This is a genomic window from Paenibacillus allorhizosphaerae (genome assembly GCF_042659105.1).
In the GTDB taxonomy this organism is placed as follows: domain Bacteria; phylum Bacillota; class Bacilli; order Paenibacillales; family NBRC-103111; genus Paenibacillus_G; species Paenibacillus_G allorhizosphaerae.
Window position 1 is genome coordinate 16898 of the sequence record NZ_JBHSRV010000008.1, and the last position, 20431, is coordinate 37328.

Below are 20431 nucleotides of genomic sequence, written 5' to 3' on the forward strand. Positions count from 1 at the left end.
TATTTCTAAAAGTTGTTTACATTTAATCATACTCACGGTGGACTTTCGGAACTTCTCGGAAGCATTCATGAGCTTGCCTTACGCGTCAATATGAGTCCCTGTCGACTATGTGAAGCCGCCGTTATCGATCTACGGCAGCTTCAAAGTGTCGTGTGTTAAGCTTTTGTCACCCATTAACGTAAATATACCAAACTATTTCCTTCATCGAATCCAAGCATGAGATTCATATTTTGTACAGCAGCACCGGATGCTCCTTTACCTAAATTATCGTATCTTGAAATAATATTTATCTTGTCTTTTTGTCCAAAAACAAATATTTCCAGTCGGTTCGTATGATTACATTCAGATATCATAAAGTGCCCTTCATCGAGGTAAGCTTCTGAATCGTACGGCATCACATGTACGAAACGCTCTGTTTCAAAGTACGTTGATAATACTTCATGTACATCTTTTGCGGAAGGGTTTTTCGGCATATACCTACTCATTAAGGGAACTGACATTGCTAATCCTTGCGCATAATTAGCTTTAATGGGTGTAAATAATGGCTCATATAAAAGTCCTGAATACAACAACATCTCAGGGATGTGCTTATGATTGAGTTGCAACGCATAATGTCTCGGAACATTGAGTTTTTTCTCAGCGACTAATGTTGAATTCTCATATTCCTCAATTCCACTTCTTCCAGCTCCGGAATAGCCAGTCACTGAATAACATGTAACGGGATAATCTTGTTGAAGAATACCAGCTTCGATCAACGGTCTAACGGTAAGAATAAAACCGGTAGCATGACAACCAGGGACGGAAACTCTTGATGCGTTACGTATGAAATCTCTTTGATTTTTTAACTCGGGCAAGCCATATACCCAATTTTTATCGGTTCTAAAAATAGTGCTGGCATTAATGATTTTGGTTTTTTCATTTTTCACAAGAGCAATGGACTCTTTTGCAGCCGAATCGGGAAGGCAAAGAAAAACAATATCTGCTGTATTAAGGAATTTACTTCGTTCTTTAGGATCTTTTCTTTTATCGTAGTCAATCCTGAGAACCTCTATGTCTGATAGTTTTGATAGATACTCAAAGATCTTCAAGCCTGTTGTCCCTTCTTGTCCGTCAACAAATACTTTATATTTCATAATCAGCCTCCTTGTGATGCATAAATATTCTATAATAAGTATAATTATACATATATTTTTGTTTCAATCAAATAAGGCTAAGCCGCTTCAAACGAGCGTACCCGTAACAAAAAGGCTGCCTTCATGATTGAGCTATCGTTCTACGAAAGCTTAATCGATCCTCGATCGGGTCCGGTTACAACGTACCCCGTCAGAATGACGCTCCTTGGCCGGTTTCTGCCTTGCGTAAATACACCCCCGTTATCGAATGCTCGGAAGCAGCCAGCTGGACAGGAGTGCCTTCGAATATAATTCGGCCACCCCGGTGGCCGCCCTCGGGACCCATGTCAATGATCCAGTCTGCGCTCTTGATCACATCCAGGTTGTGTTCGATGACCACCACCGTGTTGCCCCCGTCGACCAAGCGGTTCATAATGTCCATCAGACGAGAGATATCAGACATATGCAGTCCAGTTGTCGGCTCGTCCATTACATAGAGACTGCCTTCCTTGTGAAGTTCCCCGGCCAATTTGATGCGTTGGCATTCTCCGCCCGACAAGGTGCTCAGAGGCTGGCCCAGCGTCACGTATCCGAGTCCCACATCCTCCAGCGTCTGCAATTGACGGAGCAGCTCCTTCCCGCTGAAGAACTCTGAAGCTTCCCGTACCGTCATGGCGAGGACGTCGCTGATGTATTTTCCGTTCAGCTTATACTCTAGCACTTCATCGCTGAACCGCCTGCCCCCGCAAATTTCACAAGTCGTCCTTATTGGCTCGAGAAAGGCCAAATCCGTGTAGATCATCCCGAGACCCTGACAGTTGGAACAGGCTCCCTTGGAGTTGAAGCTGAACAACGATGCGCTCACCTTGTTGGCGGCTGCGAACAGCCGCCGGATCTCGTCCATCATGCCCGTATAAGTGGCCGGGTTAGAGCGGATGGATGTGCCCACGGCCGACTGGTCGATGATAATTGCTTCCGGATGCGACGGCAGGAATGCTCCGTTAATCAACGTACTTTTGCCTGAGCCGGCTACCCCCGTTACCACGGTCAGCACACCGACGGGTATATCGACTGTCACATCCTTCAGATTGTGCAGGCTGGCGCCGGCTACGGTCATCCAACCCTTGGGTACCCTGGTTGAAGTTTTCAAGGGTAGACTTTGCTTCAAGTATCGTCCTGTCAAGGTATCCGCGCGGAGCAAGCCCGCAAAGTCGCCTTCGTAGACGATTTCTCCGCCGCGGGATCCCGCATGAGGTCCGACATCGATGATGTAATCGGCGATCTCCATGACTTCGCGGTCGTGTTCGACGACGAGCACGGTATTCCCTTTGTCCCGGAGCTGGCGCAGCATGCCGTTCAGACGATGGACATCTCGCGGATGCAGCCCGACGCTCGGTTCGTCGAAAATGTAGATCATGTCGGTAAGACTGCTGCTCAGATGACGGACCATCTTGATGCGCTGCGACTCCCCGCCCGACAAGGTTGCGGTCTGTCGGTCCAGACTCAGATACTCAAGCCCGATGGAGACCAGATGATTCAGCCGGGTCAGAATCCCGTCAGTCATCGGGCCGGCAACGGGATCCTGAATGGCTTCAATCATACGTATTAGCTCGCCAATCTCCATCGCCGCGCATTGGGCAATGTTGTATCCGTTAATCCGGCAGCCCAAGGCCGCTTGATTAAGCCGGCTTCCCCCGCAAAGGTTACACTCACTATAGGTTAGAAAGCGGTTAAGGGTTTCGCGTTTGGCATCTGACATCTCGCTGCTGTCTCGCTTCAAATACAGGCGGGTGAGCTTGGGCAGCAGACCTTCATAATCCGATTCGATATCGCCGCCTTTGGTTCGGTATAAGATCTTGCTTTCTTTGCCGTGGAGGAGGGTATCCCATTCTGCCGGCGTAAAGTCGGCGAGCCGCTTGTCGTTGTCGAACAAGCCGGAATGGGTATACGTATTCAAGTACCAGCTTCCTACCTTAAATACGGGGAACAGGATTGCTCCTTCATTCAGCGACTTGGGCCTGTCAAGCAGCTTGTCCACATCGAACTGCACCACCTGCCCGACTCCGGAGCATTCCGGGCACATGCCGGCCGGGTCGTTAAACGAGAAAACATGCGAATAGCCGGCAAAAGGTTTACCGATTCTGGAGAACAGCAACCGGAGCATCGCATAAATATCCGTGATCGTGCCGACAGTCGAACGGGAGTTGCCACCGAGCTTTTTCTGATCGATCACAACCGCCGTAGACAAGTTCTCGATGCGATCGGTATCCGGTTGACTAAACCGGGGCAGCCGATTGCGGATGAATGCAGAAAACGTCTCGTTAAGTTGCCGCTGAGCTTCGGCGCTGATGGTGTCGAAAACCAGGGAAGATTTGCCCGAGCCCGAGACGCCGGTGAAGATCGTGATTTTTTGCTTCGGGATGCAGACATTCACGTTTTTAAGGTTATTCTCGCGTGCTCCTTCAATTACGATATCATTGACTTTCATAGCCCCTCCACCTCGGATTTCTATTTTCTAAACTTTCAGTGTAATGAAAAAGCGGCGATCGAAGACCGGAAAATAAAGTCTTAGACTTGCCGCCGCTGTTAATCTGAAACTAACGATTTTATCATAGGAATGTGCAAAATGATTAGTTCCCATCCAAATGATAAATTAGTTGTACAACACCTGAGGAGAAGGTTCTTGTATTAACGATTTTTAAATTCAATCTCTGTTTTATATCCACAAACAGCGGTTTTCCTTCTCCCAAAACAACAGGGTGAACAGATAATCTAAATTCATCAACAAGTCCTAAATTGATAAAAGTTGTAATAAGACTTGCTCCACCATATAGCCAGATGTCTTTACCAGGCTTATTCTTTAATTCATTTACCTTTTCAAGAATACTATCATTTATGAATATTGCTTTATTATCCGTCCCCTTTTGCGTCCTGGAAAACACATATTTCTCTTTACTATGAACCAATTCCCAGAATTCTCTTTCAGAATCAGCATGTTCAAGTTCCGGAGTAAATTGTCCCCATAAATCATAGCTTTTTCTTCCATATAAAATGGTATCAATTTGATTTAAAAAATGATTAAACCCCATCTCAGAGTCCATAATGCACCAATCAACTTCACCATTTTTTCCTTCAATAAAACCATCTAAAGTAACCGCTAAATCCAAAATTATTTTTCGTTTCATGTTTTGTTACTCCTTTCGTTAATCTACCACCCATTATAGACCTCAACTACGTCACCTATTGTCATATTAATAAAAGAGAGCTCTCCGTCAGAGCGATTCCCTGAAAAGCAATACAGCATTTCTTCTACGCGGGTTCTCATCAATCATTGAAAAAAGTATTAAAGGTAATATTCTTTTCAAGAATCTGCCCAACCTTACTTTATTCTGCCGCCAAGCATTGTGGTTATTCATTGACTTAAACTGCCTTTCAACGAATATCAAAGAGGAGCTGTCCTTTACGGCAGCTCCACACTATCGTTCCCCTTTATTTTAAAGTTACTTATCGTCTATTCAACAGCACCTTACACCGTTTTATTGTTTATTTCTTTTCTAAAATTCGCTATAACCAGGTTAAAGATGTCTATAAAGATATTTCAATGTCATTCAAAGAAATTAATAATAATTAAAATAGAGAACACTGAGGGTTACCATGGTATTTTTTTTTACTTTCTTTGTATTCCATAGAACCCTTAAACTATCCTGTCCTTTAGCTTAACGGGGCCGCCGATTATTTAACTGTCGTAACTGTCAGATTAATAACTTGCTCAGAACAGCACCCGCTGCGCGAACCATTGCTCCAAATCGACAGACCCTTGCACCCCTAACAGTCTATACAAAAAGCGGTATACCTGGCGATAGTTTGATAAATCCGGAGGATCTTGGATCGTCGAATAGCCTTTGAGGAAAGAAGCTGCCGATTTCTCATCCAACACGCACTCCAATCCGACAAAATCAAACTCCCGAGGGCCTATCGCATACGCTTCAACATCAACGACCGCCGACAGCACCCCATCTTGAATCAAGAACTGCGACGGATCAAGATCAATAAACACGGGACAGAAATGATCCGGAACCGGCAGAACGCCAAGTTCTCGGATCATGGCATCGAGCCACACTTTGATCTTGCTATCATTCACATAATCACGCTCGACGAGCTGCCGCATGGTTTGGGACAAACGGGCATGGAATAATTCCCGTCTCTCCATTTGGGGGCGAGCAAGGTTTCCGAAGTAGTCGCAGCGCTGCAAATGCACCTGGGCCAGCCAAACGCCTAACTGATGTAAAAGCGCATCGGATTGCCCGATGAAAGACTGCAATGCCTTGCCGTTCATTTTCTCGACGACGATATATTCCCTGCCCTCGATCGTCGCATGTGCCTGCACTCGCGGCACCGGAATGCCCGCAATTGATCCGAGCATGGCAGCGTTGGCTTCGAAGTGGCGCATTCGTCTGGGATCGATTCCAAACAAATCGTAACACCCCCACCAAAACTCGCGGCTCGGTGCTTCATTCCATCTGGATGAACGTACAACGCGCTCCTCCGAAACGGTCTTGACCAACCAGACGTCGCTGGCATGCCCGGAATAACCAGGATCAAGATACGTGATCCGTTCGATCGGTTCATTAAAGAGCTGCTGCAGCTTAGAAGCGATAGCCATAAATGGAACACTCCCCGTTTATATATCCACCCGATTAGGAGCCTTGCATGTGGAATTCTATATGACTTACCAATGGGCTTGTAGCTTGTTCCCGCTCGGGTCAAAAAAGTGAAAATAGAAATGCCCATTATCTTCTTTCATTTCATCCACCGCTACGCCTTGCTCGCTCAAATACTGTCGCAATTGATGGATATCAGGACTGGTGAAGCCAATGGAAAACTCCGGAAGTCCATCCTTATTAAAATGACCGCGAGAATTAACATCCGCATGCACAAGTACCAACAATGCACCCGCCTTTAATTCCAGCACAGCCCTGTCACCTTCTTTCCTACGCAGCATAAACCCCAAACAGTCGGTGTACCATTGAACTGAAACGTCCAAATCAATAACAGGAATGCGGAAATAATGGATTTCTTCAATTAGCGACCGCTTCAAATAGAGCGCCCTCTGGAAATAAATGGAATATCATTTAATATTTTATTCTACCATATCCCTTCGGTTCCTTCTAAAAGAATGATAGGTTCGAGATGGCCGTAGTACCGATGACTGGCCCAATTTTTCATGCTCCTCTTGACCATCACATTAATGTCATGGTTTAGAATAAATCGTAGGCGAATCACCAAATCAAATAGAAATCGGTGGGATGATCATATGAATGAAAATACAACGTTCCGCATTTTGGCCATTTCCGGCAGCCTTCGCAACCGTTCGTCCAATACTTTTTTGCTGCGTGCTGCCGCCGAACTAGCTCCCGGGAATATGATCGTGACGATGTACGAAGGGTTAGGCGGTATTCCGCCATTCAATCCCGATATTGACGGGGATGAACCGCCGGCGTCAGTCGCGATTTTGCGCGCGCAGCTCCAAGCGGCAGACGGCGTGCTTATTTGTACGCCGGAGTATGCCGGCGGGGTTCCGGGGGTGTTAAAGAACGCGCTCGACTGGATCGTATCTTCTGGAGAGCTCATGAATAAACCGGCAGCTGTCATTAGCGCTTCACCTTCCATGACAGGCGGCGCGAAAGCACTAGAATCGTTGCTGCTCACGTTGAAAATAATGTCCGCCGCCATTGTGGACGGAGGAACCGTTGCTGTCCCGCTTGTGAGCGCAAAATTGAACGCGGCGGGCGAATTGACCGACGATGCAACGGCGCAGCAGTTACAAATATTGCTCGACGCGCTTGCACAGAAGGCAAAAATCGATTGACCTCTCACCGTGGTCAATCGTTCTAAAAGAACCGGTCTACGACGCAAATGAGCCGCGGGAGCCGTACGCCCCTCCAAATAGCGAAAGTTGGGAGGCGTAGGACCACGTCAAAGCTCTGGCTCTGTTTATTCCGTATGAACCGCGGCATAAAGCTGCGCCATCAACCCCATCCCCATCTGCGACAGGACGCGGTAGCCGGACCGCTGCAATTCCAGGCCGCCCGCATTATGCTGGGCTACACCCGACAAGATGCCGTCCGGCGTCAAATACGATTCCAATGCACTCAAGCTTGCTTCGGCTTCGGAAAAGCAAGCTTGCGGCAGCACGCCGTGCTTTGCGCCGAGGGCAAGCGCGGCGGCGATGCCCGCCGAACCGGAGGTGTCGATTCCGGTATCCGGTTCATCCAGGAAGCAAGCCCATAAGCCTTCCGGCCGCCTCCAGGCCAGCGCCGCCCGGGCAACGCGACCAAGCTCCGCTTCAATCTCGGCCATTCCAGTTAAACCGGCATAGCCCGATGCTTTCAGCTCAATCCACGTCCGCGTCATTCCGAGCATATACCAAGCGTACGCACGCGCCCAGCTGCGAAACGATTGCGTTCCTTTTTTCTCGCTGTAGCGCAAATGGATGTGATCGCCTTCGACCAGCCGGTCGCGCCGCAGCAGCAGTTGCCGGATCGCCCGCTCCGCAAGATCCTGCCTGCGCAGTCTAGCGGCGACTGCCGCCATAGGATACGCGACGGTATACGCGCCTTCCGCGGAAACCGTATCTCCGTCGATGACGGATCCGCCAGCAGCCATCCCGCGCGAATCCCAGAAGGCAAGCGCCCGGATGACCGCGGGATGGTCATGGTGAAGCTTGGCGATGATACCGACGGGAAGCGTCGCTTCAATCGTCGTAAACGAGCCGGACACCGCTCTTCCTTGAAGATCCTCATAACGCAGTTCCCCGTCCGCGCTCACGAACTGCCCGAGATGTCGGGCAATGACCGAGTCAACGAGCTCCGTCCCAAGTACCGCTCGCAAGTCATACAAGCCGTCAAGCACGCAGCCTTCCAGCCAACCGAACGGCTGCAAAGAAGCAAGCGACGCCATCCGTTCCAGGAAATGCTCCGATTTCGAGTGCTCCGGCTGCGCGTCAATATAAAGATGCGGCGCTGAAAATTGCCGCGATGCATCCCCGTTCAGCTCGTCAAATATCCACAGCGGGCTCCCTTCATCGACGCCGTCTCCGTCATCCGCCCTCAGTCCTACGCCTTCGCGCAGCACCGCTTCCGTCTGCTCCGCCGTAAGCATTAGCTCGAACGGCTGAAACGCATAAGCGTAACGAATATCGAAATAGCCCAGTATCCGGCCGGACTCCGGCAGGAATGCTTCCACCTGCCTTGCAGCCCTATAGTCCAAGGCCGCGGAAATCCGCAGCCGGCTGACCGCGGGAAGCGGCCGTTTCACGGAAATGCCGCCATCCGGCCACGCGAGCCGCAGCTCCTTGCCTACCCGTACCCCGGACCATCCTCTTGGCAGCCGCTTGCCCTCCGGCAAGGCGCCATCCTGCGAATGAACGATGCGCGCCGGAACATATCTTCGTGAATCCATTATGCTGCCGCCGCCTTTCTATATCATAATACCGACCTTACCGTGATCGACTTGAACCTTGTAGCTTCTCGCCCGCACTTTTTCATCGAAGACCGATTTGCCCGTCTTGATGTCGAACTCCCATCCGTGCCAAGGACAGCGTACCAGCTCACCCTTGCGGCCAAATTCGTATTCGTATACGCCCGACGGCAGCGTCGTGCCGCATACGGGACCTTTGCACAGCGGAGCGCCTTCATGGGGACACCGGTTATGCAGGGCATAATATTCGTCGCCTATTCGGTATATACCGATGGAACGGCCTTCGATTTGGACGATTTTGCTTTTTCCTTCCTGAATTTCTTCGGCCTCGGCCACGTAATGAATCGCCATTTCGGTCACCCGGCTCCCTTCCTAGAGTTTATATAACGTTTTGGCGTTTTGATAAAAGATTTTTTGACGCGCTTCCGGACTTAGTCTTTTCAATATTTCCGTCGGCATGTCATTGTCCCAGTGCGGATAGTCGCTTGAGAACATCAGGAAGTTCTCCGCATCGATCATATCGAAGATGCTGATCAAGTCTTTCGGGTTGTCCGGCTCTTCAATCGGCTGGGTGGAGAACAGGCAATGATCACGAATATATTCGCTCGGCATCCGCTTGAGCCACGGCACCGAGGAACGCAGCCCTTTGTAGTTTTTGTCGAGCCGCCACATCAAGTGCGGGAGCCAGGCGATCCCGCCCTCCAGCATGACGAATTTCAGGTTGGGAAACTTCTCGAACACGCCTTCGCACACGAGACTGATCAAGTGTCCCATGTAATTCAGCGACAAGCACGTATGCCATTCCAAATAACGCGTCGGATACCCGGCCGGGGACGGAGGCGGCGTCGAGCCTGCGCCTTCGCCTCCCGGATGAATCGCAACGGGAAGGCCATGACGCTCCGCCATTTCGTAGATCGGGTGGAATTGGCGCTGGCCCAGCGGCGCCCGCTGCGCGCTCCCCATGAGCACCTGCACCATGCCCGGATGACCGGCCAACCGGTCGATCTCCTTGGCGGCGAGATGCGGGTCTTGCGGTGCGACGGTGATAGAGCTTCGGAACGATTCATGCTTCGGCAGCCAGTCCGCGATCATATGGTCATTGTAAGCCGAAGCGATAACGGCCGCATAATCGGGGTCGTGCATCGTCGAAATGTTCATCATGTTGCCGGTTAAAATCGCGTATTCCATGTTGTGCGGCTCGACAAGATCTTGAACGAGATAATCCGGGTCCGAGGCCGAAGGCCCTCCGGATGGCGGAATGCAATCCTTGCGCATGACGCCGATCGGCGACCGGTATCCGTGCCCGGGCATGCCGATGCCGGAGCTGGCTACCCACGACTTCCACGGTTCCGGCAAAAAAGGAACAAGCTGCTTCGGACTTTTCAGGTCGTTGTGCACATCGACGTCAATAATTTTCATTTCCGTATTCATATGGGTATCCCCTCTCTTGTTTATATTCCCTATTGTAAAAACGATCGGCAGCAATTACGATTGGTAATCATACGTCTTTTTTAGTAATTCTACGGCTTGGTGATCTGTCCGGGATCGGATCGACGGAAAAAGGAGAGGACGTTGGAGTTGAAGATCGAGCATGTATTTTTTGATCATTCCCATACGAAATGGAATATGGCCTTAGCGCCTACCCGTTACCATATTCTTCTTCTGGTCGTGAAAGGAACGGTAGACTACCGGCTTGGCGATGCCAACGTCACCTTGGGCAAAGGCGACGGGCTGTTCATCCCGCAAGGAACGCTGCGTTCGCGTTCCGTACATACCGATGCATCCGAACCGCAGCAAATGTATTCGGTTCATTTTAGGGATTCCTCTCCGGAATATCTCGTTCATTTCATGGACGAACCGTACAAACGGATTCGTCCGTTCGGATACGATTATCTCAAGCAGCGTTTCTCGATGCTGAGCGAGTGCTGGCTCGGGAAGATGCCCTGCTATGAAATGATTTCGCAAGGCATCGCGCTCGAAATCCTCGGCCTCATTCAGAGCGAGCTGGTCGCCGAAGGAATTCCTTCTTCCAAGCGGAACCTGGCTGCGCGCATTCAGCAATATATCGTGAAACATTACCGTGATCCGATCCGGCTGCAGGAGCTCGCCGCGTATGTGGACCGCAGCCCGAATTATATTTCGTCCGTGTTCAAAGAGGTGACCGGGCGAACACCCGTGGAGTATATGCATGAGGTTCGCATCACGTCCGCCAGGGAGATGCTGCTTACGACCAACATGACGATCGGGGAAATCGCCGACGCGCTCGGCTACTGCGACCAAACGTACTTCAATTACATGTACAAAAAAATCGTGGGACAGCCCCCTTCCCATTTAAAAAAAGGAAAGATCGTATGACCCTGATCGCAATCGCTCCCTTCCAAACCGGCAGCGCCAACAATGGCCTGCCTTTTTTACGTCCTGCTACAGATTCATGTTATCCAATGGCGAATAAGGAGGAATCACGGGCAATGCTCCATTCAGAGAAACCGTTGGATCGTTAAAAAAATAGTAAAATTACTAATCGTAATCCGTTTCCTGCCATCGATATAATGAAGGTGTGATCTGGATCACATCTCTGGGAGAATATTCCGTCGGATGAAACCTCGGGCATGCGCATACCGGGTGTTACGCAGAACATCAGCCGATGAAAGCGCTTATTTATCGAAGGGGGAAGCACATGAATCGAATACGACAAGGCGGCTCTTTGCTACTGATCGTCGTTATGCTGGGATCGCTCCTTGCCGCTTGCAGCAAAACAGACCCATCCAGCGCTCCGAACGCGCCCAATGCTTCGGCTAAAGCGCAAGAACCGATCGAGCTTGTATTTTACGGGGGACAGAGTAACTGGACCGATGAGATGTTCTGGGCTTTGTACGGCGACCCGATCAAGAAAAAATTTCCACATATTACGCCCAAATACATTGCCAATACCAGCACTCCGCTTGAGCAGCTCATCACCGCAGGGGCAACGATCGATCTGATGCTCGTCACGCCGGCGGGTACGCGGAGACTTGTGCTGGACAACAAGCTCCATTACGATATTTCCGGGCTCATCAAGGAGAGCGGCTATGATCTGAACCGCTTCGATCCGAGCATCGTCAATGCGCAGCGGGATATCGCCAAAGGCGGTTTGTACGCGCTGCCTGCGTTCATCCAGTTTCCGATCTTATTTTACAACCGGAGTTTATTCGATAAGTTTGGCATCCCGTATCCAAAATCGGGGATGACTTGGGATGAAGCGTACGATTTGGCCGTCAAAATGAGCCGTAGCGTCGACGGGGTCAAATATTACGGACTCGGCACCAACGCCACATTTCATTTTAAAACGAGCCAGCTTCCTTTGGCTCTCGTAAATCCGCAGACGAATAAAGCATTAAACGACGACAAAGTAAAGCGGGTCACCGAAAATCTTACTAGATTTTTTACGGTCCCAGGGTATGAGTTTACGGAAAAAATGAGCAAAGGCGGAGACCTGGAACAAATGTTTTTCAAGGACCAGACCCTGGCCATGTATCCGCACTTTACGAACGTGTCCCGCCGATTGCCCGATACGGAGTTGTTGAACTGGGATGCGGTATCGCTGCCTTATTATCCGGAAGCCAAAGGCGTAGCGCCGGCCGTCGATCCCTACTATCTCTACGTGACGTCTTCAAGCAAATACAAGAAGCAGGCATTCGAAGTGAGCGCATTCCTGACATCGCTGGAGGTGCAAATGGGACTGGCCAAGGAAGGCTTTACCCCCGCCATCCGCGATAAAGAAGTTCAAGCCGTCTTCGGTAAAAACAACAAAAATTATGAGGGTAAAAACATTCAAGCGTTCTTCCCGGAAAAGTTCGCTCCGGCCCCGCCCTTTTCACCTTACTATGCGATCGCCGACACGAGTCTTCTTACAGCCATCAGCAAAGTCGTTACGGGCAAGAAAGATATGAATACGGCCTTGCGGGAGTATGAGGAAGAAGCGAACAAAAGGATTGAAGATCAGATGAAATCGGAGAAATAAGGAGGCAGCCGTATAGCCCGGAATATTCTTGAAGCGGCACGGCACCGGGGTTCGGCTGCCAAAAACAGCAATGCCGGAAAGATGCGGTAAGCATCCTTCCGGCATTTGCCGTTTATACGGAGTCCGGCTTGACGACGATGACGATTTTGCCCCTCGCCCGCCTGCTTTCGCTCCGCTCGTGGGCCTGGCGAGTTGCAGCCAGCGGCACGGTCATATCGAGCGCGACTTGCAAGTCACCCCGGTCGAACCACCTCGCAATGTCCTCCAGCGCCGCCGAACCTATTTGCAGCAGCTGCACTGCTGTAACGGTCACGTTCCGGGCGGCCGCCTTCTCCAGATCGTACTGACCGAAGGCAACAGGCACCAGGCGGCCGCCGGGGCGGAGCAGGTTCAGCAGCAAGTCGCCGGATGTCCCTCCAACCGTATCAAGCGCCAGATCGGCCGGCCATAGCGGCTGCTCCCGTGGTGCCGCCGTATAGTCGATCACTTGGTCGGCACCCAATTCGCGCACGAACGGGGCGTTGCGGCCGGAAGCGATGCCGATCACCCGCGCGCCCGCCTGCTTGGCCAACTGGACGGCAAAGTGGCCCACCCCACCGGAGGCGCCGTTCACGATGACGGTCTCGCCCGCCTGCAGCCGGCCCTGCTTCGTTAATGCATGCCAAGCAGTAAAGCAGGACATCGGCACGGCTGCGGCCTGTATATGGCTGAGCACCGCCGGTTTTCGCGCGAGCTGCGTCACGGGCACGGCGACATATTCGGCGCAAGCTCCGCTGTTCGCCGTCATCCCGTAGACTTCATCGCCTACCCGGAACGCGCTTACGCCAGGCCCGATCGCCTCTACGACGCCGGATACATCCCAACCCGGGATGTAAGGCAGCGGAAACCGGTCGCCGGCATAGCCGGAACGGATCTGCCAATCGCCAGGATTCAATCCGGCGGCATGGACGCGGACCAGCACCTCCATCTCGGATGGAGCCGGCCGCGGAATTTCCTCGAGCTGCAACACTTCAGGACCACCGTGTTTATGATAACGCACAGCCTTCATCGTCATATCGCCTCATTCCTTTCTGTCCGAACTGTAACTATAATAGTAGTAACGAACCGCGTCAGGTTCAATCGATAATGGAGTCGCGATTTCGGATAAGCGACAAACGGCCCGAATTGTCGGATAACAGGGAGTGATTCGTATGGAAGAAAGCATGAGGCGGGATAGACGGATCGGCCGTTCGCAGAAGATGCTCAAGCAGGCGTTTACCGACTTGATGCGGGAAAAAGGTTTCCCGTCCATCACGATTCAGGATATCACCGACCGGGCGGATGTGAACCGCAGCACGTTTTACGCTCATTTTCCCGATAAATACGCGCTGCTCGAAACGGCCGTCCGGGAAAAGTTCCAGCGCATCCTGGAGTCGAAGTTATCTCCGTCTGCCCGGTGGGAACCGGCTCAATTGCGCATCTTGATCCAAGCGGTTCTCGAGCATTATAAGAGCATGAGTGGGCGGTGTTATCCGGTCGATACCGTCAACCCGATTTTTGAGCGAACGGTGCAAGAGGAACTGTATTCACTGCTGCTTCATTGGCTCAAACGAAGCCGGAAAGAACCGAACGAGTGGCCGTTTCCGGCGGAAACGCTAGCGCTGATGACCAGCTGGGCCATTTTCGGGGCGGCAGCCGATTGGAGCAAAGGAACGAGACGGCTGTCGGTGGAACAAATGACAGACCATGTGCTGACGGTCATTACGGAAGGTACAGCCAAGCTGCTGCCAAGTTAGTAAACAAAAGAACATGGCCTGAACGTGTCGCGTTAACATGATACTGCTGTCGTGTCCAACTAATATGCAGCAGGCCGCCGAATCGATGATCGGCAGCCTGCTTTACTTCGTAAATTTGAACTTCTTATTGCTTATCTACATACCATTTGGCCACAGCGATGGAAGAACTATACCGCGGATTCGTCAGCATACTGACGGCCGTTATCCGATATAATCCGGGCTCCTCTGGCAAACTCAGCTTCGCGTGGAACGTATCCTCGTCGAAGGGAGCCGTGGCATCGGAAACTTTCCGGAACCCGTCTCCTTCCTGTTTTTCAACGGTAAACGTAAGGCCGCTCCCAACTTTCGAGTCGATTTGGCCGGAAAATTCCAGTTCGGCCGCCGATGTTTTCAAGTAAGCCCGTTCCGGATCAACGCGCTTGAGCACGGAATAGTTTCCAAATCCAAACGGACCGTTATAGTCGATGATCGAGTCCACGTCATGCATCGTCAGGTTCACAACCAATGTTTTGTAAAACAACAGCCTGCCGTCTTCCACTAGCGACACTTCCAGTTCATTGCGGCCAAAATCGATCGGCGCGCCTGAGCCGAAACGATATTTCGGACCATCGTCCATCCCGCTTCCCGAAGCTCCTCCACCTCCGCCGCCGCCCCGTTCACCGCCGTTTATACGGCTCGTCACATATAGACTCGGGACCCCGGCGTAACCCGATACATATTCATCCGCAAAAACATAGTAATTATAACTGCTGGGGCTTTCGGACAATCCGTAATCTTCCACTTCATAATTCCGGTAGTCTATATTCAACGCACGCGTTTCCGGACTCCAGACGGAGTAGTACCCGAACAAATGCTTCAAATCGGTTTCGAAGGCAAGCAGTTCCCCGTTCACCGTCTTCGGCTCGACGTATAACTCGAAATCCGCCGCAGGGCTGCCGAACCAGAACCGTTCCGCCTTCGTATTGCCGGCTTGAAGGTTAAAGCTGTACGTACCGCTTTTGACGTAAAGCTTGCCATCCTTCGCTCGTTCCGTACGGTAACCCAGCCGCTCCGCCAGCCACGTTACGGACACCATCGGTCTGCCTTCGACAATGCGGCCGATTTCGCTGTCCTCATACGTGATCGTCTCGTCTCCGATGGCGATGCCTTCTATAGCGATGGATTCCTTTTGATGGATTGCGAGCGGCGTATTGGCCGTCCGTGCCCCCTTCCCGGAGCCGGGTGCCGGCGAGAAAGACAGCTTGCGCTCTTGTTCCGACCAGCTTACTTGTCCGAACGGCTCCAAATCGTTCAATAGCACGGCCGTTTTGCCTCCGATATTGTAGGATGGTATCTTTGTATCCCCATAGTACGCCGCTATATCGGTGTACAGCACATCGGCCAGCTTCTCTCCAACCTTTGGGCTGGACGGAGAAACCGGCAGTGGACTTGGCTGTTTGCCGGCAACATTATGGATGACGATCTCGCGCCGCTGCGGAATCCATGCCACATCGAACCCATACTGCCGCAAATCCTCTGCAACGACGGCTGTATAACCGTTCACATTCATGGATGGAATGGGGCTTCCGTTAACAACGGCTTGAATATCAGTTGACAGGACCTGACCGACAACGTCTCCGATTTCCATCTCCGCTGCCAAACCTGTCCCCGACGTTACAATTGATGAACAAAGCGCCGCGATCAACAGCCATTTTATTTTCATAGCGCAAACACTCTCCTTACATTTGGGAGGAATAGGCCGATCCGAAATCTGAAGCCGCATCGCCTGATTCGGCATCCTTCGTGTTAGACGCTATGACCGGCCAAATGGTTGCTGCGTTATGCTATATTCGCCTTCCGCCGTGTTTATATCCTCTTGCCTTGTTCTTCTCCATCTTGTTCTCGATGGCGGCAGCCAGGTCAAGATTATATTCCCCGCAAGCATTAAAAATGCGTATGCAAACATCGGCGAATTCCTCGGTGATATGGGACCACATCACTTCTTCCGAATCTTTCCGGTACGCTTCAAGCGCTTCCGATAATTCCGAATGCATGAGCGCGATCAACGTTCCGAATTCCCGTTGCTCCTCGTGCCAACCGTTTTGTTTCGCCGTCTCGTATGCCTCCCGGCAAAGGTCGTTTATCGTTTTGCTGTGAAATAAGTCCGAAGCCATTCATTCATCTCCTAGCTTTCAATGTTAATATCGGTGTAGTGCTCCCTTTAGTTTCGATAATCATGCTGCGTCTCCTTCCTACGTTAACTGTAAATAGCGGAATGAAACGGGAACGCTTTGGAACAACCGCCGATAAGGTGGTTTCTTATGTAAGAAAAATCATTGACCGCCTGAAAGAATCAGTGATAAGATTGATAAAATTTATTTGCTGAAGCCTGAAAAAATAATTTTTAGGAGGAATGAATGAAGTGGCTACGTATTACCTGGAACCATCGCGCACATTCAGCGAATTTCTGTTAATTCCAAATCTGACAACCAAGGAATGTACTCCGACGAATGTTAGCTTAAAGACACCTCTCGTTAAGTTTAGGCAGGGCGAAAAGCCGGCCATTTCGCTTAACATTCCATTCTCGTCGGCGGTAATGCAAGCCGTGTCCGACCACGGGATGGCGATTGCTTTGGCCCGTTGCGGAGGAATCTCTTTCATCTTTGGCTCCCAATCCATCGAGGAAGAAGCGGAAATGATCCGTAAGGTCAAAGGCTACAAGGCGGGCTTTGTCATTAGCCGATCCAACCTGACCCCCGATCATACGCTCCAGGACGTCTTGAATTTGAAAGAGAAGACAGGACATTCCACTGTTGCTATAACCGAAGACGGCACGGCTAGCGGCAGGCTGCTCGGAATCGTCACCAGCCGTGATTACCGGATCAGCCGCGATCCGCTTACGAAGACCGTTCGCGAATTTATGACGCCCTTTTCCGCGGTGATTTACGGTCAATCCGGAATTACGCTTTCGGAAGCGAACAATTTGATCTGGGAGCATAAGCTGAACTGTTTGCCCATTATAAACGAACGGCAATGCCTCGAATATCTTGTTTTCCGCAAAGACTACGACGCCCATAAGGAAAATCCGCTGGAGCTTCTGGACGGCAACAAAAGCTATATTGTCGGAGCCGGTATTAATTCGAAGGATTATACGGATCGCGTTCCGGCGCTAGTAGAAGCCGGCGTTGACGTGCTTGTCATCGACTCCTCGGACGGCTACAGCGAATGGCAGCGCGAGACGATTCAGTATGTAAAAGCGAACTTCGATGTGAAAATCGGTGCAGGAAATGTCGTCGACCGCGAAGGCTTTCTTTATTTGGTCGAGTCCGGCGCAGATTTCGTCAAGGTAGGCATCGGCGGAGGCTCCATCTGCATTACAAGGGAACAAAAAGGGATCGGGCGCGGGCAAGCTTCTGCGGTGATGGAGGTCGTGGAGGCGAGAGATCAATACTTTAAGGAAACGGGAATTTATGTGCCGATCTGCTCAGACGGAGGCATTGTTCACGACTATCATATTACTCTGGCTTTGGCGATGGGCGCCGACTTTGTCATGATGGGAAGATACTTTGCCCGCTTCGACGAAAGTCCTACCCGAAAGCTGAGAGTCGGCAACAATTTTGTGAAAGAGTTTTGGGGTGAAGGCTCCAACCGAGCGCGCAATTGGCAGCGATATGACACCGGCGGCAAAAGCAGCCTGTTATTTGAAGAAGGCGTTGATTCGTACGTGCCTTATGCAGGCAGTCTGCAGGAAAATTTGGACAAAACGATCGGCAAAATAAAATCCACCATGTGCAATTGCGGCGCCACGAGCATCGAAGAGCTGCAACGTGTTGCGAGAATTACCGTTGTATCCTCTACAAGCCTTGTGGAGGGAGGCGCACACGACGTTATTTTGAAGGAAAGCAGCTTATCCGAAGAGTAGTTCAGGAGGGGCAATGCCCCTCCTTTTCGCATTTTCAGTACTATTGACCTAAAGCTTTGGTAAAAGGAGCGGTCACCAGGAACTTGTTAGCCGGGCCATCTTTGGACTCTTATATTCCTAACCTATTTACTCGCGAACCCAAACGGTCATTTCTCCCTCGCCCCGATTGCCCCAAAGAAAGTATGGAATCGCCTTAAATGGAATCGTTTCGGAGGTTTTTGGCTTTGCTTCGTATAGGTAGTCCCCCCACGATGCTTCTTCCTCCCGCATGGCTCTGCCTTCGATGACGATAGCGCCCCCAAGCAGCTCGGCATCAAACCGTGCTGTCATTGGAGACGTCTTATCCAAGCATAAAGACGCAAGGGGAGCGCCGTTATCGGTCGCTTCCAATGCATACACAAGCGGTCCCCTCTGAATGGCGACCTTTCCCGCATTGGCCCGGACCCGAGGGTGGGATCGGATCAACTGGATCTCCATGTGAAACTCAAGCTCGATCCAGTCCTCCGCCTTCCAGAGGCGGCGTATGTACGCATATCCGTCCTGAAGGCAGGAAGCGACATCGACGGCTTCCCCGTTCACGCGCAAGACCGGCGTACGGCTCCAAGCCGGGATGCGCATCGCTATAGTAAACTCCGCAGGCGCTTCCGCCGCAATGCGCAGATTCACGCTTCCTTCCCAAGGCAAGCGGGTCTCCTGTGTAAGCGTGACCGTTGTGTGGTCAAGCTCCACCGCTGCTTCCCCGCCGATGTACAGGTGGACAAACGCGGTGCGGCCATTCGCGGTGTACATATACTCCCCGAGCGAGGCGATGAGCCGGGAAACGTTAGGCGGACAGCAGGCGCAGGCGAACCAGCCCGGCCGGGTCGGCTTCACATGATGCTTGCCCGGATTATGCCTGCTGGCCTCCGGCCATACCTCCAGCGGATTTACGTAGAAGAAATGCTTGCCGTCCCGCGCCATCCCGGCAATGACCGTGTTGTACAACGCCCGCTCCATCGCATCGGCGTACTCTCCCTTCGCCTCAAGCCGCAGCATGCGGCTCGCAAAAAAGATGAGTCCGATCGAAGCGCAAGTTTCCGCATACACCGTATCATTCGGGAGATCGTAATCAAAGGTGAACGCCTCGCCATGGTGCGTGGAGCCGATGCCGCCGGTAATGTACATTTGTTTGCGAACGATATTGCTCCACAGCTTGCGACAAGCTTGAAGCAGCGACTCGTCCCCCGTATGGGCCGCCAAGTCCGCCATCGCCGTATACATATAGACGGCACGCACGGCATGGCCTGTTGCCGTCTCCTGCTCCCGTACCGGAAGATGACTTTGGAAATACGATAGCTGCGGCGGCTTTTGCGGACCGCCTCTCCAATGGGACGTCCTGCCCCTTCTCTCCCACTCCTCCAAAAAGAAGTGCGGCGCTTGGCCTCGCTGGTCAATGAAATATTGGCTGAGCCGCAAATAACGGTCACTGCCCGTAGCTTGATAAAGCTTCACAAGCGCAAGCTCGATTTCCTGATGGCCGTCATAGCCCTTGAGTTTCCCTTCTTCCTCACCGAACACCGTCCCGATATAATCGGCGAACCGGCACATAACATCCAGCAGCTTCTTTTTTCCCGTCGCCCGGTAATAAGCTACTGCCGCTTCGATCATATGTCCGGCGCAGTACAGCTCATGGCAATCGGTTAAGTTCGTCCATCGTTTGTCCGGCTCTTTGATCGTAAAATAGGTGTTCACATAACCGTCCGGCTGCTGTGCCGCCTCAATGAGATCGATGACTTCGTCGGCTAACCGCTCCAAAGTTTCATCCGGATGGGTAGTCAAAACGTAAGCAACCGCTTCCAGCCACTTAGCCAAATCGCTGTCTTGGAACACAAAGCCGCCGAATTCGCCTTCTTCGACTCCCGCCGCAATCCGGAAGTTCCGAATCGCATGGCTGGGCTCCACGCCGGGTACCCGGTCGTTCAACGTCTCGTATTGATAAGGAATGACGACCTCTCGGATCCGTTTGGCGTATTCCGACCAAAAGTCATCCTCGATTTTCACGTTTTGCAGCAGAACCGGCTTGCTTGCATTCATCGGATTCATGCATCGCACTCTCCCTTGGGTTCAAATGGATATCGACCTCGACAATCTCCATTTTACCGTTTACAATAGGGACCAACCATGC

The 20431-nt window shown here is 51.5% G+C and carries 17 protein-coding genes; 5 read left to right on the forward strand and 12 right to left on the reverse strand.

Annotation, left to right across the window (positions count from 1 at the left end):
- Positions 1–173: 173 nt before the first annotated feature.
- The 5 genes from argC to ACFQI7_RS24915 form a co-directional block, all read right to left on the reverse strand.
- Positions 174–1133: an N-acetyl-gamma-glutamyl-phosphate reductase gene (argC, locus tag ACFQI7_RS24895; RefSeq protein WP_218099674.1), complete on the reverse strand. Its 960-nt coding sequence runs from the start codon at positions 1131–1133 to the stop codon at positions 174–176.
- Positions 1134–1323: 190 nt separating this feature from the next.
- Positions 1324–3600: an ATP-binding cassette domain-containing protein gene (locus ACFQI7_RS24900; RefSeq protein ID WP_218099675.1), complete on the reverse strand. Its 2277-nt coding sequence runs from the start codon at positions 3598–3600 to the stop codon at positions 1324–1326.
- Positions 3601–3742: 142 nt separating this feature from the next.
- Entirely contained in the window at positions 3743–4297 is a 555-nt protein-coding gene (locus tag ACFQI7_RS24905) for a dihydrofolate reductase family protein (RefSeq protein ID WP_218099676.1), read from the reverse strand.
- A gap of 584 nt (positions 4298–4881) precedes the next feature.
- A complete protein-coding gene (locus ACFQI7_RS24910) occupies positions 4882–5775 on the reverse strand; it encodes a phosphotransferase family protein (protein WP_218099677.1) in 894 nt (297 codons plus the stop codon).
- Between the two features lie 66 nt (positions 5776–5841).
- A complete protein-coding gene (locus ACFQI7_RS24915; protein ID WP_218099678.1) occupies positions 5842–6210 on the reverse strand; it encodes a VOC family protein in 369 nt (122 codons plus the stop codon).
- 216 nt (positions 6211–6426) lie between these two features.
- Between ACFQI7_RS24915 and ACFQI7_RS24920 the strand changes: the two genes are divergently transcribed.
- Positions 6427–6981 (forward strand): NADPH-dependent FMN reductase, encoded by a 555-nt coding sequence (locus tag ACFQI7_RS24920; protein ID WP_218099679.1) that lies wholly within the window; start codon positions 6427–6429, stop codon positions 6979–6981.
- Positions 6982–7106: 125 nt separating this feature from the next.
- On the opposite strand, the gene ACFQI7_RS24925 is transcribed toward ACFQI7_RS24920, so the two are convergent.
- From ACFQI7_RS24925 to ACFQI7_RS24935, 3 genes are read right to left on the reverse strand one after another with little or no spacing between them, the layout of a single operon-like run.
- Positions 7107–8573, reverse strand: coding sequence for a glycoside hydrolase family 88 protein (locus ACFQI7_RS24925; protein WP_218099680.1), 1467 nt, complete (start codon positions 8571–8573; stop codon positions 7107–7109).
- An 18-nt stretch (positions 8574–8591) separates the two neighbouring features.
- Entirely contained in the window at positions 8592–8942 is a 351-nt protein-coding gene (locus ACFQI7_RS24930) for a Rieske (2Fe-2S) protein (RefSeq protein ID WP_218099921.1), read from the reverse strand.
- 21 nt (positions 8943–8963) lie between these two features.
- Positions 8964–10022, reverse strand: a complete 1059-nt coding sequence (locus ACFQI7_RS24935) for an amidohydrolase family protein (RefSeq protein ID WP_218099681.1) — start codon at positions 10020–10022, stop codon at positions 8964–8966.
- Positions 10023–10163: 141 nt separating this feature from the next.
- On the opposite strand from ACFQI7_RS24935, the gene ACFQI7_RS24940 reads away from it, so the two are divergent.
- Positions 10164–10946: an AraC family transcriptional regulator gene (locus tag ACFQI7_RS24940; RefSeq protein ID WP_218099682.1), complete on the forward strand. Its 783-nt coding sequence runs from the start codon at positions 10164–10166 to the stop codon at positions 10944–10946.
- 322 nt (positions 10947–11268) lie between these two features.
- On the forward strand, positions 11269–12591 hold the full coding sequence (locus ACFQI7_RS24945; protein ID WP_218099683.1) for an ABC transporter substrate-binding protein: 1323 nt from the start codon (positions 11269–11271) through the stop codon (positions 12589–12591).
- A 112-nt stretch (positions 12592–12703) separates the two neighbouring features.
- Here the strand turns inward: ACFQI7_RS24945 and ACFQI7_RS24950 are convergent, their stop codons facing one another.
- Positions 12704–13639: an NADP-dependent oxidoreductase gene (locus tag ACFQI7_RS24950; RefSeq protein ID WP_218099684.1), complete on the reverse strand. Its 936-nt coding sequence runs from the start codon at positions 13637–13639 to the stop codon at positions 12704–12706.
- A 142-nt stretch (positions 13640–13781) separates the two neighbouring features.
- Here ACFQI7_RS24950 and ACFQI7_RS24955 point away from each other — a divergent pair, with 142 nt between their 5' ends.
- Positions 13782–14366, forward strand: a complete 585-nt coding sequence (locus tag ACFQI7_RS24955) for a TetR/AcrR family transcriptional regulator (protein WP_218099685.1) — start codon at positions 13782–13784, stop codon at positions 14364–14366.
- 124 nt (positions 14367–14490) lie between these two features.
- Here the strand turns inward: ACFQI7_RS24955 and ACFQI7_RS24960 are convergent, their stop codons facing one another.
- Complete coding sequence (locus tag ACFQI7_RS24960) at positions 14491–16068, reverse strand: hypothetical protein (protein WP_218099686.1); 1578 nt, start codon at positions 16066–16068, stop codon at positions 14491–14493.
- Positions 16069–16189: 121 nt separating this feature from the next.
- Positions 16190–16519 (reverse strand): nucleoside triphosphate pyrophosphohydrolase family protein, encoded by a 330-nt coding sequence (locus tag ACFQI7_RS24965; RefSeq protein WP_218099687.1) that lies wholly within the window; start codon positions 16517–16519, stop codon positions 16190–16192.
- Between the two features lie 248 nt (positions 16520–16767).
- Between ACFQI7_RS24965 and ACFQI7_RS24970 the strand changes: the two genes are divergently transcribed.
- Complete coding sequence (locus ACFQI7_RS24970) at positions 16768–18267, forward strand: IMP dehydrogenase (RefSeq protein ID WP_218099688.1); 1500 nt, start codon at positions 16768–16770, stop codon at positions 18265–18267.
- A gap of 126 nt (positions 18268–18393) precedes the next feature.
- Here the strand turns inward: ACFQI7_RS24970 and ACFQI7_RS24975 are convergent, their stop codons facing one another.
- On the reverse strand, positions 18394–20349 hold the full coding sequence (locus ACFQI7_RS24975) for a glycoside hydrolase family 127 protein (RefSeq protein ID WP_218099689.1): 1956 nt from the start codon (positions 20347–20349) through the stop codon (positions 18394–18396).
- Positions 20350–20431: the final 82 nt, after the last annotated feature.

Bases quoted from the DNA above. Each gene is read 5' to 3' on its own strand.
- ACFQI7_RS24925 (WP_218099680.1), bottom strand. From the start codon at position 8,573: ATGGATTCACGAAGATATGTTCCGGCGCGCATCGTTCATTCGCAGGAT.
- ACFQI7_RS24975 (WP_218099689.1), bottom strand. From the start codon at position 20,349: ATGAATCCGATGAATGCAAGCAAGCCGGTTCTGCTGCAAAACGTGAAA.
- ACFQI7_RS24965 (WP_218099687.1), bottom strand. From the start codon at position 16,519: ATGGCTTCGGACTTATTTCACAGCAAAACGATAAACGACCTTTGCCGG.
- ACFQI7_RS24960 (WP_218099686.1), bottom strand. From the start codon at position 16,068: ATGAAAATAAAATGGCTGTTGATCGCGGCGCTTTGTTCATCAATTGTA.
- ACFQI7_RS24900 (WP_218099675.1), bottom strand. From the start codon at position 3,600: ATGAAAGTCAATGATATCGTAATTGAAGGAGCACGCGAGAATAACCTT.
- ACFQI7_RS24955 (WP_218099685.1), top strand. From the start codon at position 13,782: ATGGAAGAAAGCATGAGGCGGGATAGACGGATCGGCCGTTCGCAGAAG.
- ACFQI7_RS24950 (WP_218099684.1), bottom strand. From the start codon at position 13,639: ATGAAGGCTGTGCGTTATCATAAACACGGTGGTCCTGAAGTGTTGCAG.
- ACFQI7_RS24935 (WP_218099681.1), bottom strand. From the start codon at position 10,022: ATGAATACGGAAATGAAAATTATTGACGTCGATGTGCACAACGACCTG.
- ACFQI7_RS24945 (WP_218099683.1), top strand. From the start codon at position 11,269: ATGAATCGAATACGACAAGGCGGCTCTTTGCTACTGATCGTCGTTATG.
- ACFQI7_RS24930 (WP_218099921.1), bottom strand. From the start codon at position 8,942: ATGGCGATTCATTACGTGGCCGAGGCCGAAGAAATTCAGGAAGGAAAA.
- ACFQI7_RS24910 (WP_218099677.1), bottom strand. From the start codon at position 5,775: ATGGCTATCGCTTCTAAGCTGCAGCAGCTCTTTAATGAACCGATCGAA.
- argC (WP_218099674.1), bottom strand. From the start codon at position 1,133: ATGAAATATAAAGTATTTGTTGACGGACAAGAAGGGACAACAGGCTTG.
- ACFQI7_RS24905 (WP_218099676.1), bottom strand. From the start codon at position 4,297: ATGAAACGAAAAATAATTTTGGATTTAGCGGTTACTTTAGATGGTTTT.
- ACFQI7_RS24920 (WP_218099679.1), top strand. From the start codon at position 6,427: ATGAATGAAAATACAACGTTCCGCATTTTGGCCATTTCCGGCAGCCTT.